The sequence below is a fragment of the Bradyrhizobium sp. FW305-F6 genome (assembly GCF_058782905.1).
This window is the reverse complement of sequence record NZ_JBYSYD010000002.1, coordinates 991900-1005809: the sequence shown is the minus strand read 5'-3', so window position 1 is coordinate 1005809 and position 13910 is coordinate 991900. Positions and strand designations below refer to the sequence as shown.

General features: G+C 64.4%; 12 protein-coding genes. 4 read left to right on the top strand and 8 right to left on the bottom strand.

Features of this window, described 5'->3' with window-relative positions; translation table 11 throughout:
- Positions 1-38: 38 nt before the first annotated feature.
- The 6 genes from AC3WLX_RS16060 to napE form a co-directional block, all read right to left on the bottom strand.
- The gene (locus tag AC3WLX_RS16060) at positions 39-1127 is read right to left on the bottom strand and encodes a DUF2336 domain-containing protein (protein ID WP_492336676.1); all 1089 of its coding nucleotides are present in this window, start codon (positions 1125-1127) and stop codon (positions 39-41) included.
- 192 nt (positions 1128-1319) lie between these two features.
- Entirely contained in the window at positions 1320-1973 is a 654-nt protein-coding gene (locus AC3WLX_RS16055; protein ID WP_291625242.1) for a NapC/NirT family cytochrome c, read from the bottom strand.
- Complete coding sequence (locus AC3WLX_RS16050) at positions 1970-2440, bottom strand: nitrate reductase cytochrome c-type subunit (RefSeq protein ID WP_492336675.1); 471 nt, start codon at positions 2438-2440, stop codon at positions 1970-1972. Before AC3WLX_RS16050 ends, AC3WLX_RS16055 begins: the two co-directional genes overlap by 4 nt.
- Positions 2437-4950 (bottom strand): nitrate reductase catalytic subunit NapA, encoded by a 2514-nt coding sequence (gene napA, locus AC3WLX_RS16045; RefSeq protein WP_492336674.1) that lies wholly within the window; start codon positions 4948-4950, stop codon positions 2437-2439. Before napA ends, AC3WLX_RS16050 begins: the two co-directional genes overlap by 4 nt.
- Before the next feature lie 16 nt (positions 4951-4966).
- Entirely contained in the window at positions 4967-5281 is a 315-nt protein-coding gene (locus AC3WLX_RS16040; RefSeq protein ID WP_492336673.1) for a chaperone NapD, read from the bottom strand.
- A 26-nt stretch (positions 5282-5307) separates the two neighbouring features.
- Positions 5308-5493: a periplasmic nitrate reductase, NapE protein gene (napE, locus tag AC3WLX_RS16035; protein ID WP_492336672.1), complete on the bottom strand. Its 186-nt coding sequence runs from the start codon at positions 5491-5493 to the stop codon at positions 5308-5310.
- Positions 5494-5758: 265 nt separating this feature from the next.
- Here napE and AC3WLX_RS16030 point away from each other — a divergent pair, with 265 nt between their 5' ends.
- The gene (locus AC3WLX_RS16030) at positions 5759-6952 is read left to right on the top strand and encodes an LLM class flavin-dependent oxidoreductase (protein WP_291624184.1); all 1194 of its coding nucleotides are present in this window, start codon (positions 5759-5761) and stop codon (positions 6950-6952) included.
- A 529-nt stretch (positions 6953-7481) separates the two neighbouring features.
- Here the strand turns inward: AC3WLX_RS16030 and AC3WLX_RS16025 are convergent.
- A complete protein-coding gene (locus AC3WLX_RS16025) occupies positions 7482-9596 on the bottom strand; it encodes an ATP-binding protein (protein ID WP_492336671.1) in 2115 nt (704 codons plus the stop codon).
- Between the two features lie 90 nt (positions 9597-9686).
- On the opposite strand from AC3WLX_RS16025, the gene AC3WLX_RS16020 reads away from it, so the two are divergent.
- A complete protein-coding gene (locus AC3WLX_RS16020) occupies positions 9687-10829 on the top strand; it encodes a substrate-binding domain-containing protein (RefSeq protein WP_492336670.1) in 1143 nt (380 codons plus the stop codon).
- Between the two features lie 116 nt (positions 10830-10945).
- Positions 10946-11722: a helix-turn-helix transcriptional regulator gene (locus tag AC3WLX_RS16015; protein WP_492336669.1), complete on the top strand. Its 777-nt coding sequence runs from the start codon at positions 10946-10948 to the stop codon at positions 11720-11722.
- A gap of 276 nt (positions 11723-11998) precedes the next feature.
- Here AC3WLX_RS16015 and AC3WLX_RS16010 read toward each other — a convergent pair whose 3' ends face one another.
- Positions 11999-13024 carry an NAD-dependent epimerase/dehydratase family protein gene (locus AC3WLX_RS16010; RefSeq protein ID WP_492336668.1) on the bottom strand — a complete coding sequence of 342 codons (1026 nt, stop codon included), beginning with the start codon at positions 13022-13024 and terminating at the stop codon, positions 11999-12001.
- A 181-nt stretch (positions 13025-13205) separates the two neighbouring features.
- Between AC3WLX_RS16010 and AC3WLX_RS16005 the strand changes: the two genes are divergently transcribed.
- Entirely contained in the window at positions 13206-13823 is a 618-nt protein-coding gene (locus AC3WLX_RS16005; RefSeq protein ID WP_492336667.1) for a TetR/AcrR family transcriptional regulator, read from the top strand.
- Positions 13824-13910: the final 87 nt, after the last annotated feature.

Sequence of the window (13910 nt, the reverse complement as noted above, 5' to 3'; positions counted from 1 at the left end):
CGTTCAAGCGGCGGTCAGGCCGTCCTGCGGGGCCTCGGCTACTTGTCGATCCGGTCGTGCAGCTGCCAGAAGCGCAGTGTGCGCTCGGCCGTCGCGGGGGACAGCTTGGCGAAATCCGTGCCCGCGAGCTTCAGGGTGGCCTCGTCGATGCGGTACTTGATCGGACGATTGCAGAGGATTTTTTCGACCGTGGGCCAACCGAGGCCTGCCGATTTGCAGGGGATCAGCACGAGATCGGCACGTGGCCCTTCCAGAACCTTCGCCATCAGCTCGGTGGGCGCGCTGTTGTTGAGAAGTCCGAGCGCGGCGGCAACCTCGTCGAATCTCTTGGTTTCCGCGAAGCGGGCGATGGCGGTGTCGTTGAGTTCGTTGAGGCCCTTCATCCGCTTAACGGCCGCTTCAGCCAGGCTGAAATCCCGCTTCGGCTCCGGCGGGGCCGCCTTGCTGGTGATCGCGGCGAGGATGCGCTTGATCTCCGCCTGCAGCTCCGGCGGTGCAATGGCCGCAAGGCGCGCGCGCACGGCTTCGGTCGCGCGCTGCAGCAGGTCGCGAAGATACTTGATGGGAAGGTCGATGCGCAGGCCGAGCGCTTCGGCGAGCGCTTCGTCGGCTTCCGCATGCGCGACCATGCCGTCATATCCGTCCTCGGAAAAGCGGGCTGTCCTGTTGTCGGCAAGGCGGCGGATGACCTTGCGTTCGCCGCGCTCCACCAGGACGTCCGTGACGACCTCCGGCAGGTCGGCGCGGCCGGAAATGGCGAACAGGTGATCCTGCCCCTTGGCTTTCGCGATCTCGACCAGCGTCGGGGTGCTCAGGCGATTGGACTCGGACAGCACCTTGCCAGCGACGGTGATCTCGTCGTCCCAGGCGAGGCGTTCGAGCACGCCGGCAGGTGCGTAATCCAGCGGCGCCAGACGATCGCCGAGCTCGGCCCTGACCCGACTTTCCACCCGCGTCACCAGATGCGAGAGCACATGATCGAAGACCTCGACCTGATCGTCGCTGAGGCGCTGCCCCTGGTCGAGAAACAGGTCCGTCACCCGGCGCAAGGTCTCGATCCGCTTGGCCGAGGAGCCGTTACGGACCGCGTCTTCGAGCTCGTCGATGATCGAATTCGTCTGCTGCATCATGCTTTTCTGGCCATCGCAGGAGGACCGCGCACGCTTCCGCCGCGCCAGGACATGATCGGTCCTGCGATTTAAACAGGGCATAACGCAGCGGTATTCTGAAACCTCCAGATGGAACTTTCGCTATCAGAATTCGGCAGATCTGAAATTGTCTACGCGCCGCTCCCCGCGTGGTGCGCCGGGAGTGCAAGCCTACTGCCAGCCGGGAACGCCGCGCATGTCGGGCAGCTGGTGGGCGATGCCCTTGTGGCAGTCGATGCAGGTCTTTTCCTTGGTGAACAGAAAGCGCTGGTGCGCGACCGAGGCCCGCGGCGACTGTTTGGTGATGTCCATGGAATCGGCGCTGTGGCAGTTGCGGCATTCCAGGGAATCATTGGCCTTGAAGCGTGCCCATTCGTGCGCCGCCAATTCGAGGCGGTGATCCTGAAATTTCTCCCGCGTGTCGATCGTGCCGAAGATCTTGCCCCACACCTCCTTGGACGCCTGCATCTTGCGCGCGATCTTGTCGGTCCAGTTGTGCGGCACGTGGCAGTCCGGGCAGGTCGCGCGCACGCCGGAGCGGTTGGTGAAGTGGACGGTCGACTTCAGCTCGGCGTAGACGTTGTCCTTCATCTCGTGGCAGCCGGTGCAGAACTTCTCGGTGTTGGTGATTTCCAGCGCGGTGTTGAAGCCGCCCCAGAAGATCACGCCGGCAACGAAGCCGGCCAGCACCAGGGTGCCGAGCGCGAACACCGAGCTTGGCCGGGTCAGGACCTGCCAGAGCTCGAGCATGAAAGCCCGGCTCCGCACGATGAAGCCGCGCTTGGCCTTCAGCTCTGCGTTGGACTCGTCAGCGGTCGTCGTCATCGGCGGCCACCCGGGCTTGTGCGCGACAGCAGCGTGTCGATGTCGACGAAATCGTTGCTGACCGGCGGATTGGCGGTGTTCTGCGGCACGTGGCATTCGGTGCAGAAGAAGCGGCGCGGCGAAACCGAGCCCAGGAACTGGCCGTCACGGTCCATGAAATGCGTGATCGAGACCATCGGCGCCTGCGACTCCGCGGTGCGCGCCCGTGCATGGCAGGACAGGCACTTGTTGCCGTTGAGGTCGACCTGGTAGCCGTCGATGCTGTGCGGGATCACGGGCGGCTGCTCCGGATAGTTGCGCACCTCCTTCTCGGAGGTGTTACGGTTCGGCAGCATCGGCGGCGCCGGCCCCTCGTCATTGAGCGGAGTGGGGCCGCGCAGGCCGGAGGTCACGGTCTGCGCGGTCAGTGAGCTCGTGCCGGCTGCGATCGCGAAGGCGAGCAGGATGATTGCGGATCGTTTCATCATGACATGTTCACCCGCTCGATGCGCACGGCGCATTTCTTGAAATCGGTCTGCAGCGAGATCGGATCGGTGGCGTCGAGCGTCACCTTGTTGATCAGCTTGGATTCGTCGAACCACGGCACGAACACGAGGCCGCGCGGCGGCCGGTCGCGGCCGCGCGTCTCGACCCGGGCGCGGATGAAGCCGCGGCGGGAGACCACCTTCACTTCGTCGCCGCGGCGGAGCTTGGCCTCCTGCGCGTCGTCCGGATGCATGAAGCAGACGGCTTCGGGGAAGGCCTTGTAGAGCTCGGGCACGCGGCGCGTCATGGTGCCTGAATGCCAGTGCTCCAGCACGCGTCCGGTGGAGAGCCAGTAGGGATATTCGTTGTCGGGCGATTCCGCCGGCGGCTCGTAAGGCAGCGCGAAGATGCGCGCCTTGCCGTCGGCATGGCCGTAGAACTGCACCTCGGCGCCCTGCTTGACATAGGGGTCGCTGCCCTCTCGAAAACGCCACCTCGTCTCTTGGCCGTTGACGACGGGCCAACGCAGGCCGCGCTCCCTGTGATAGGTGTCGAACGGCGCAAGGTCGTGGCCATGGCCGCGGCCGAACTGGGCATATTCCTCGAACAGGCCCTTGTGCACGTAGAAGCCGAACGCCTTGGATTCGTCGTTGGCGTAGCCGGGCTCGATTTCGCTCACGGGGAATTTGTCGACCTGGCCGTTCCTGTAGAGCACGTCGAACAGCGTCTTGCCGCGAACGTCCGGCTTCTTGGCGATCAACTCCGCGGGCCAGACCTCCTCGATCTTGAAGCGTTTTGAAAATTCCATGAGTTGCCAGAGATCGGATTTGGCTTCGCCTGGCGCCGCGACCAGTTGGTGCCAGAACTGGGTGCGCCGCTCGGCATTGCCGTAGGCGCCTTCCTTTTCCACCCACATCGCGGTGGGCAGGATCAGGTCGGCCGCGAGCGCGGTCACCGACGGATAGGCATCCGAGACCACGATGAAATTGTCGGGGTTGCGGAAGCCCGGATAGGTCTCCTCGTTGATGTTGGGGCCGGCCTGGAGGTTGTTGTTGACCTGCACCCAATAGGCGTTGATCAGTCCGTCCTTCAGCATCCGGCTTTGCAGCACGGCGTGCGCGCCGTTCTTGTCGGGGATGGTGCCTTCGGGCAGCTGCCAGATGTGCTCGGCGTGGTCGCGATGCGCCTTGTTGGTGACGACCATGTCGGCGGGCAGGCGGTGCGAGAAGGTGCCGACCTCGCGCGCGGTGCCACAGGCCGAGGGCTGGCCGGTCAGCGAGAACGGGCTGTTGCCGGGCGCGGAGATCTTCCCGGTCAACAGATGGATGTTGTAGACGAGGTTGTTGCACCAGACGCCGCGGGTGTGCTGGTTGAAGCCCATGGTCCAGAACGAGACCACCTTCGTCTTGGGATCGGCATAGAGTTCGGCGAGCGCTTCCAGGCGGTTGAGCGGCACGCCCGACATTTCGGCGGCCTTCTCAAGGGTGTACTCCGACACGAACTTGACGAACTCGTCATAGCTCATGTCGGTGGCGTCGTTGGGCTTGGCGGCGCCCGTCGCCTTCTTCTGCAGCGGATGCTCGGGCCGCAGGCCGTAGCCGATGTCGGTCTGGCCGCGCTTGAACACGGTGTGCGCGGCGACGAAGTCCTTGTTGACGCGGCCGGTCTTGATGATGTGGTTGGCGATGGCGTTGAGGATGTAGAGGTCGGTCTGCGGCTTGAACACCATGCCGATGTCGGCGAGGTCGAACGACCGGTGCTCGAAGGTCGAGAGCACGGCGACGCGAACATGCGGCGCGGAGAGACGGCGGTCGGCCAGGCGCGTCCACAGGATCGGGTGCATCTCCGCCATGTTGGAGCCCCACAGCACGAAGGCGTCGGTGGCCTCGATGTCGTCGTAGCAGCCGGGCGGCTCGTCGATGCCGAACGTGCGCATCATGCCGGCGACTGCCGAGGCCATGCAGTGGCGCGCATTGGGATCGATGTTGTTGGTGCGGAAGCCGGCCTTGAACAGCTTCGAGGCGGCATAGCCTTCCCAGATCGTCCACTGGCCTGAGCCGAACATGGCGACGCCGTTCGGGCCGCGCTTCTTGATCGCCTCCTTCCACTTCAGCTCCATGATGTCGAAGGCTTCGGTCCAGGAGACGGGCGTGAATTCGCCGTTCTTGTCGTACTTGCCGTTCGTCTTGCGCAGCATCGGCTGGGTCAGGCGGTCGTGGCCGTACATGATCTTGGAGAGGAAGTAGCCCTTGACGCAGTTCAGGCCGCGATTGACCTCGGCCTTGATGTCGCCATGGGTGGCGACGACGCGGTTCTCCTTGGTCGCGACCATCACCGAGCAGCCGGTACCGCAGAAGCGGCAGGCGGCCTTGTCCCATTTCATTTCGCTGTTGTTGCGCTCGCTGACGAGATTGGCGGCGAGCGCCGGGGCGGGCATGCCGGCGGCGGCAGCGGCGATGGCGGCTGCCTCGAGCTTGAGCATCTGGCGGCGGTCGAGCTTGGGCGATGTCATGATGGCTCTTCCTGACTCAGGCGGTTTCGATGGCGTGGAAGACGAGCGCTGCGGAATAGACGTTGGGCAGCGATTGAATGGTGTTGAGCAGGGTGCCGAGGCTGCCGGCATCGGGCGCTTCGGTCACGACGACGAGCTTGCCGCGCGCGTCGCGGCCGTGGATCTCGCAGCCCGGCAGCGCAATGATCTCGGCTTCGAGCTCGGCGAGACGTTCGGGACGCGCCTGCACCAGGATGCTGGCGATCTCGGCGCCCGGCGGTGCGATGACGCGGTCGGCGCCGAGCACCCGGCCGGTGATCAAGGCGCGGCGGTTGAGTGTGGCGTGAGCCATGATGCCTGTCTTTCGCTGGTTGCGGATCAATGCGGGGAGGGCGGCGGGCCGGGAGGGCCGGCAAACATCTGGTAGATCCAGACGCCAAGGCCGTAACTGCCGACCGTTCCGACCGCGAGCACGGGCATCACGATTGCGGTCAGGAACAGGAAGGCGAAAATCTCCATGCGCCTACGGCGCACGCGCGACGTCGCGTCCTCAGGGGCGGACATGTCCGGTCTCTCGAATGATGTGGGGAATCGAGACGGCATCCGGGCCGTCGCCTTGGCCTACCTTAGATGCCCGCGGGCCGACGAGGCGTTGATCTGGATCAATCGGGCGCCGAACCGGATGTCGCAGCGCGCGGCGCCCGCGCCGGACGTGTGAAATGCTGACCGCCGGTAAGATCCTTCCGCGTGGCGGAATCAGCGCTCCGTAGACAGCGCCGCCTCACGCATTAAGATGCGACTAACAAAAAGAATGCGGGAGAACGACGCCATGAAGTTCGGCATCTTCTACGAGTTGCAGCTGCCACGGCCTTGGGTAGCGGGTGACGAGCTCAGGCTCTACCAGAACGCGCTCTCTCAGATGGAGCTCGCCGACAAGCTCGGCTACGATCATGCCTGGGTGGTCGAGCATCACTTCCTCGAGGAATATTCGCATTCGCCTTCGCCGGAATCCTTCCTGGCAGCTGCAAGCCAGCGCACGCAGAACATCCGGCTCGGCCACGGCATCCTCCAGCTCACCACCAATCATCCGGCGCGGGTCGCCGAGCGTGTCGCGGTGCTCGACTTGCTCTCGAACGGCCGCTGCGAATTCGGCATGGGCGAGAGCGCCTCCATCACCGAGCTGGAGCCGTTCGGCCGTGACATGGAGACCAAGAAGGAGGTGTTCGAGGAGGCCGTCGCTGCGATCTTTCCGATGTTCAGGGACGCCGGAAGCGAGCACCACGGCAAGTATTTCGACATCCCCTTGCGCAACGTCGTGCCGAAGCCGGTGCAGAAGCCGCATCCGCCGTTGTGGATGGCGTGCTCGCAGCTGCCGACCATCGAGCGCGCCGGCCGCCACGGCTTCGGCGCGCTCGGCTTCCAGTTCGTCAGCGCCGATGCCGCGCACGCCTGGGTGCACGCCTATTACAACGCGATGACCAAGCGGCTGCACAAGCTCGCCGATTACGAGATCAACCCGAACATGGCGCTGGTCTCGTTCTTCATGTGCGCCAAGACCGACGAGGAGGCGCGTGCCCGCGCCGACGGCGCTACCTTCTTCCAGTTCGCGCTCCGCTTCTATGGCGCCGCGCAGAACCGCCAGCGTCCCGCGCCCTACACCGTCAACATGTGGGACGAGTACAACAAGTGGAAGCGTGACAATCCGCAAGCCCAGGAGGCGGCCTTGCGCGGCGGCCTGATCGGCTCGCCCGAGACGATCCGGAAGAAGCTGAAGCGCTTCCAGTCCTCGCATATCGACCAGGTCATCCTGCTCAACCAGGCCGGCAAGAACAGTCACGAGCATATCTGCGAATCGCTCGAGCTGTTCGGCCGCGAGGTGATGCCGGAGTTCCAGAACGATCCGGCTCAGGCCGAATGGAAACGCGGCGTGATGAACGGCGAGATCGAGCTGGAGGAGATCGACACCGAGGCCTTCACCGACCGCTACGGCAAGCTCGCGATCGATGTCGCGCGCGCCGGGTAGGGCTCGCACTTATATTTCTCGTTGCCTGGCCGACGCGCCGATTCAGGGGCGCAACCTGTTCACTTGATTTAACGCAACGCCAGGTCGCGAGTCCGGCCGCACAACGGCGTCCGGCTGGCGCGTCAATGGTCGCGCCGTTGGAGGGGGCCGTGTCGTGCATAAAGGCTTCGTGCTCGTTGTCGCGAGCAAGTTGCTTTATTCAATTCCTGTTAGGAGAGCTGCCGGCTTTTCGATGCGAATAACGGCAAGGATCTGATGACGTGGCGGCTGCAGGGCACCGGGAGCACCAGCGCCGAGAGAGAATTCACCGCCCGCTTCGACAATCCCCGACGTGACGTGACCGTCACGCGAACGCCTGCTTGCGTCCGCCACCCCGGCCAAGTCCAGCGCGCAGGAGAGGGCGCCGGGGCACGACCGCGATCTGCTGCTGCGCAAGGCCCCCGAAGCGGAAGCCGCCGTGGCGCTTGAAAGCTGGATTCGCAGGGCTGGCTCGGCACGCTGATCGAGAGGTTCGATCCCGAACCGCGGCTCATGCGACTCTTGCCGTACCGCGGTCGGCCAGAACTGTTGCCGCCGCCTTCCTGATTTCGAGGACGCCGTAAGGCTTGCGCAGGAGCACGAAGCCTTCGTCGGACGCAGCCTGCGCCTGCGCGCTATAGCCGGTGGCAAGTATGATCGGAAGGCTCGTGCCCGGCAATTCCCGAACTCTGCGCGCGAGCTCGAGTCCGTTCATGGGGCCCGGCATCACGATGTCGGAGAGGAGGAAGCGGTAGGCCTGGTCCGACGTCTGCAGATGCCTCAGCGCGCTCTCCGCGTCACTGAGCAGGTCGACGCTGAACCCGAGATCCTCGAGCAGGCCGCGCGTCACTTCCCAGACGTCGCGGTTGTCCTCCACCAGCAATACTTTTCCGGTGAACCGCAGTTCTTCCGCTGCCTCGGCAGGACTGGCCGAAGCGCTCTCGTCGAAGGTCCTCGGAAGATAGATGGTCACGCGCGTGCCGCGGCCTTGCTGGCTCTCGACGATCGCCGTCCCGCCGGACTGTCGGGCAAATCCATAGACCTGCGAAAGGCCAAGTCCTGTTCCCCGTCCCACCTCCTTCGTCGTGAAGAAGGGCTCGAACACCCGATCGAGAATCTCGTCCGGGATACCGCAACCGGTGTCCTGAACGGCGATCGCGACGTACTCACCGGACAGGCCCGGCGGAGCTTCGGAGGCGCCGACGTTCCTGGCTCCTATGATCAGCTGGCCGCCGTCGGACATGGCGTCGCGCGCGTTAACTGCCAGATTGAGCAGGGCCAGCTCGAGCTCGTTGACGTCGATCTTGCACCGTCCGAGTTCGGGGGAGATTTCGGTTCGCACGACGATGTCGCCGCGAAGGCTCGCCTGAAGCATCTCCTGCATCTGGGGAAGCCTGAACTTGAGGTCCACGACCACGGGATCCTGGGGCTGCCGGCGCGAGAAGGACAGCAGCTGCCGCGTTAGCGTGCTTCCCCGGTTCACCGCCTCCTCGATCGCCTGAAACGATCTTGCCAGCCGCGCGTCCGCGGACAGAGTGCGCTTGATCCTGTGCGCGCTGCCCTGGATGACCATGAGCAGGTTGTTGAAGTCGTGCGCGACCCCTCCCGTGAGCTGGCCGAGTGCCTCCAGCCGCTGACCTTGCTTCAGCGCAGCTTCCGCGGCTTCGCGCCGGACCACCTCATCCCGATAGCTTTCGGCGCGCCGCAGTGCATAGAGTGACAGCGCCAGCAGGCTCAGCGCGATCGGAATGCCGACCGCAAGCCGCAGCAATGTGTCGCGCCAGAACTCGGCGCGGAGCGCGGCCTTTTCGATGCCGGCCACCACATAGATCTCGTAGCCGCGCACTTTTTGATAACCAACGATCCTTTCCAGCAAATCCAGCGGCGATTGCATCTCCAGCAAGCCTGCGGTCGGCTGCTTCTCCATGGCGCGTGAGAGGTCGTTCGGTCCCCGGATGTCTTCGATACGGCCCTCGGGAAAGCGGGCCAGCACCGTTCCATCGGAGCGAACGAGGCCGAATGCGTCCCGTCCCCGCGAGAGCTTCCGATAAAATTCCGAGAAACTGTCGGGAGTGACGGTTATGCCGATCACGCCCTGGAAGCCGGCGGCCGGATCGCTTGTGCGTCGGCCGCTGACGACGAAGAACCGCTGCGTCCCGACGCGGGCGCGGAGCACCTCGCTGATATAGGTGTCGAACGAATTCAGCTGCGCTTGGAAGTAGCTTCGGTCGGAGTTGTTCAGATCTCTCGGGACGGGCAGGATCGTGCTGGATACCAGGGGATGCCCGTTCTTGTCGAAGGCCCAAATGGACTCGATCTGCGGCAAGGCCTGCTGGGTGCGCTTGAGCCTGAGATACAGCGCCGATTCCGAGGCGCGGATCGCCTCGTCGGACATGCCGCGGAGCACTTCATTGGTTTCCGAGATCGAGCGCTCGACGGTTTGCAGCGACTTCTGGGTCTGCTCGTGAAGCACGTCGAGCGAGCTCTGGATGCGCTCCCGCGCCTGTTCGTGTATTGACTGCCAATCCTGCCAAATGGAAAATGCCAGAACCCCCGCGGGCAATGCGAGGCTCAGAACGGCGATCAGCCGCAGCGGCCAGAAAAGGCTCTGTTTCGATGGACTCACGCTTGCCCCGGAACCCTTTTGAGAAACATGGAACCCTGCTACCGTCCGATGGTTCCACGTTGCCGCGAATTCCTCGCACGGAGCGGGCCGATGAGTAAGGGGGGAGCGCTCTGGCTGGCCGCGGCGTTGGCCGCCGCAGTGCTATCGGAGGGCCGGCCGAGCCTTGCCGGGGATGACCAGACCGGACCCCTGCCGCTCTCGGCGAAAGGGCAACCGGTCGTCGGTTTTCCCGAGGGAGCTCCTGCCACGCCACCCCTGCCGCCGGTCTTCACGGCAGAGGAGCTGACAAAGCTGCGCAACGGGCGCTACCGTGCCGCCATCGCGATGCAGGCGCTGGATACGCCTTGGAATTCGCTGCAGGTCCAGGCAATCTCCGACACCCTGGGCAAATACGGGGTGGAGGTCGTGGCCGTGACGGATGCGGCTCAGGATCCAGCGCGGCAATCGGCGCAGCTGCGGGCCTTGGCCGACCAGAAGGTTCACGTCCTGTTTTCGGTCCCGATCGATCCAGCCACGCAGGCGCAGGCCTATCGGCGCGTCGGCGAGGCCGGGATCAAGCTCATCTTCATGGATAACGTGCCTCACGGACTGCAACCGGGGAAGGACTATGTCACGGTGGTTGCGTCCGACAACGAGCAGAATGCGGCTTTTGCGACTGAGGAGCTCCTGAAGGCGATCGGTGGCCGTGGAGAGGTCGCGCTGATCACCTACAGTTACGACTCCTACTACTCGATTGCGGCGCGTCGCCGTGGCTTCGAGCGGACATTGACCTCCCACCCGGACGTTCGGCTCGCGGTAGTCGAGAAGTTCACCCAGCCTAGCGAAGTCTATCACAAGACCATCGCGATGCTGACGGCGCGCCCGACCATCAAAGGCATCTTTGCCGTGTGGGCTGATCCTGCAATGCAGGCGATTGCGGCTGCGCAGGCGCTGGGTCGCGAGGACATCGTCGTGACGACGAACGATCTCGGGCCCGATAGTGCGCTCTATGTCGCTCGCGGCCAAATACACGCCATCGGTGCACAAATGCCTTATGACCTGGGTGTGGCGGAAGCAAACGCGGCTCTGTATGCCCTCCTGGGCAAACCCGTCGCTCCCTACATCTCGATCGCGGCGCTCGGCGTCAAGCAGAGCAATTTGTTGTCTGCACTTGAAATTGTGACGAAGCGTAGCCCTCCTCCTGAAGTCGCGGCTGCTTGCGGAGACAGATGCACGGGGGTGGCGGCAAGGTGAACTGGACGAGGTGACCTGGACGAGGTGACCTGGACAAGGTGACCTGGACAAGGTGACCTGGACAAGGTGATTTCGGCCTGAGGTCGCCCACGTTGAAGAAGAAGACGGAGGCGAGGATGCAGTCAAATGGGGCAGGTTCAGATCTGGCGGCCAGCGACGTCACGTCCGCGGTGCTCGCCATCGGCCGCCCGGATTTCCCTGACGTCCTGATCGACACGCTGCGCCAGCAGGCCGGTGTCGGTCATTGCATGGTGTTCGCGCTGAGTCGGACGGGTGCGGCACGTTGCCTGCTCGATGCCGGCAACATTCCGATCGGCGGCGATCTCGGCGCGGCCTATGCCGGCCAGTTTCACGAATCCGATCCCAACCGTGAGGCGCTGTTCGAAGGCGAGGGCCGTGCGCCGATCATGCTGCCGGCCTTCGCGCCGCGCATGTACGGCGCGCGCTATCGAAAGATCTTCTTCCGCGATTCCGGCATCGTCGACAAATGCGCGGCCGCGATCTGGGTGGACGACACCTGCTTCTACGTCAATTTCTACCGCATCATGTCGCAGGGCCGCTTCGGCGCCGCGCAGCGCGAGCGCCTCGGGACGATCGCACCGGCGATCGCTGCCAGCGTCGCGCGCCATTTTCGCAAGGAGCCGACAACCGATGTTGCGGCGCTGTTCGCAACGCACGCGCCGCTCTCCGCGCTGACGCCGCGCGAGCAGGAGGTCTGCCGCCGCATCCTCGCAGGCTATAACTCCGAAGCGATCTCGCGCGAACTCGGCATCGGCCTGCATTCGACCCTGACCTACCGCAAGCGCGCCTATGAGCGGCTCGGCATCTCCTCGCAGAACGAATTGTTCGCAATCGTGCTGCGGCTGCTCTCGGGGCCTGGCGGAGTGAACTAGAGGCAGGGCCATCGCATATGGTGCTTCGTGCGAGCCTCCTCCTTCGAGACGCCCGCCTCCGGCGGGCCCTCAAGATGAGGCTAAGCGGCATCGGAGCCTGCTGAAACGAGCGCCACGCACTCGGTCCTCATCCTGAGGGCCCGCCCACGGCAGGCGTCTCGAAGAATGGCCACAGGCGAGATCGCTCCCATATGCGACGGCCCTGGAACGAGAGGGTCGGCAAGTCCGCGACACCGAGCAAAGCGACCACACATCCGGCCGGCATGACGTTCGCCGTCACGAGACGGCGACTGCGCGCCGGTCTCCCCAATGGTCAGCCAGACCGGCGAAGTCGGCATCAGGCTGCCGCATCGCGGCAAGTCCCTCTCTCATCGTGATTTGCGGTGCGTAGGCCAGTTCGTCCTGCGCCTTGCGGGTGCTGATCGTGAACGGCTTGCCGATGAGGCGCAGCATCTGGCGCGTGATTGGCGGCTCGCCGCTGAGGCGCAGAAGACGCCACGCCGCTGACATGAGGCCGGCCATGGTCCACGCCATGGCGAACGGGACGGACTTGTCCGGCGGGCTTATCCCGCGGGTGGCGAGCAGCGACGAGATGAAGCTCTTGAGGGTGCTCTGCTCCGCGTCTGCGACGAAATACGCCTGGCCGCCGCGGCCCCGGTCTGCGGCGAGGACCAGCGCGGTGCACAGATTGTCGACATGACAGCTCGACATGGCCTGCGTGCCTCCAGCGACCCATTGCCACCGCCCAGCCTTCACCGTGTCCACCATGTGATCGAGCGTCGGCATCTTGCCTCCCCAGATGAAGGGGGGCCGCAGCGCGATCGTCTCCAGGCCCGGGCGGACGCCGTTGGCGGCCAGCAAGATGCGTTCGCCTTCAGCTTTCGATGAGGCGTAGGGCGAGAAGGCGCGGACTTGTAACGGAAGACTCTCGTCGGCATCCAGCATCGGCTCGGGATCGCCCATGACCACCGCCGCTGCGCTGACCGCGACCACGCGGCGCACGCTGGGCGACGCCGCCGCCGCGTTCACGACGGCACGCGTGCCCTCGACATTGGTCCGATCGAAAAGCTCTTGCTTGCCCCAAAGCTTGAAGTGCGCAGCAGCGTGAAACACGATTTCGCAGCCTTGCATCGCCGTTCGCAGCGCCTGCTCGTCGTCGAGCGCGCCACGAACCGGCATCGCTCCGAGCACTTTGACTTGCGCCTCGCTCGAAGCAGCTCTAGCCAGCGCCCGCACCTGCCAGCCCCGGGCGAGAAGGTGCGAGATCAAACGTCCCCCGACAAAGCCGGAGCCGCCGGTCACGAGCGCAAGTCGGGCCTGTTCGGATGGTTTCAGGAGATCATTCATGACGAACCTCTCGGGCTGAACGGTGCCCGATCATGTCGCGGGCGCGTTCAAAAGTCAACGAACATAATTCATATTTTGTTCGTATTTGAAGGCAAGGCGGCTTTGCTGTACCCCTTGCCGGGAAACGCAGGTCGATATGCCCTCAAGTCCCCCTTCCGACGACAATTCCTTCCGAGAGCAGATCCTCGAGGCCGCCCGAGCCCAGGTGCGTCGGCATGGCGAGGCAAAGACCAACGTGGTCGACATCGCGCGTGCCCTTGGCACGTCGCACACCACCATCTATCGCCACTTTCGATCCAAGGCAGACATCTTCGACGCCCTTGTCGTCGAGATGATGCGCGACGAGGAAGAGATGGCGAAAAAATTCGTAGAGGCGAAAGGATCCTTCGCAGAGCGCCTGGAGGGCATGGTGATTGCGTTACATGCCCGCAAGCGCGAGCGGTTTGCTGACGATGCAGAGGTTTACGGCCTGTATCGCCGCATCGTGGAGGAGCGGCCGGAAATCATCGCGGCGTATTCGAAAGCGATGACCGCCCTGGTCGGCCGCATCCTGGCTGATGCAAAAAAGCGCGGTGAAATCCGAGTCGATGATGTCGAGGCCGCCGCCGGTGTGGTGCGGGACGCGGTGACCGTGTTCGTCCATCCCGCTCACGTGGCAACCGCCGTCGCGGCCAATCTCCCCAGCGAGAAGATGGCGCGCAACGTTGTGCGCACGATCTGCGCCGGATTCAAAGCGGGTGCCAAACTGGGGTGACGCCGGTGGCGGCGGGCTGATCTGAAATCAGCAGGCGGCGGTCTTGCATGATGCCGAGCAAGAGCCCGGCGTTAACCACACGGAACG

Bases quoted from the DNA above. Each gene is read 5' to 3' on its own strand.
- AC3WLX_RS16055 (WP_291625242.1), bottom strand. From the start codon at position 1,973: ATGACGACGACCGCTGACGAGTCCAACGCAGAGCTGAAGGCCAAGCGC.
- AC3WLX_RS16060 (WP_492336676.1), bottom strand. From the start codon at position 1,127: ATGCAGCAGACGAATTCGATCATCGACGAGCTCGAAGACGCGGTCCGT.
- AC3WLX_RS16030 (WP_291624184.1), top strand. From the start codon at position 5,759: ATGAAGTTCGGCATCTTCTACGAGTTGCAGCTGCCACGGCCTTGGGTA.
- AC3WLX_RS16020 (WP_492336670.1), top strand. From the start codon at position 9,687: ATGAGTAAGGGGGGAGCGCTCTGGCTGGCCGCGGCGTTGGCCGCCGCA.
- AC3WLX_RS16040 (WP_492336673.1), bottom strand. From the start codon at position 5,281: ATGGCTCACGCCACACTCAACCGCCGCGCCTTGATCACCGGCCGGGTG.
- AC3WLX_RS16050 (WP_492336675.1), bottom strand. From the start codon at position 2,440: ATGATGAAACGATCCGCAATCATCCTGCTCGCCTTCGCGATCGCAGCC.
- AC3WLX_RS16005 (WP_492336667.1), top strand. From the start codon at position 13,206: ATGCCCTCAAGTCCCCCTTCCGACGACAATTCCTTCCGAGAGCAGATC.
- napE (WP_492336672.1), bottom strand. From the start codon at position 5,493: ATGTCCGCCCCTGAGGACGCGACGTCGCGCGTGCGCCGTAGGCGCATG.
- AC3WLX_RS16015 (WP_492336669.1), top strand. From the start codon at position 10,946: ATGCAGTCAAATGGGGCAGGTTCAGATCTGGCGGCCAGCGACGTCACG.
- napA (WP_492336674.1), bottom strand. From the start codon at position 4,950: ATGACATCGCCCAAGCTCGACCGCCGCCAGATGCTCAAGCTCGAGGCA.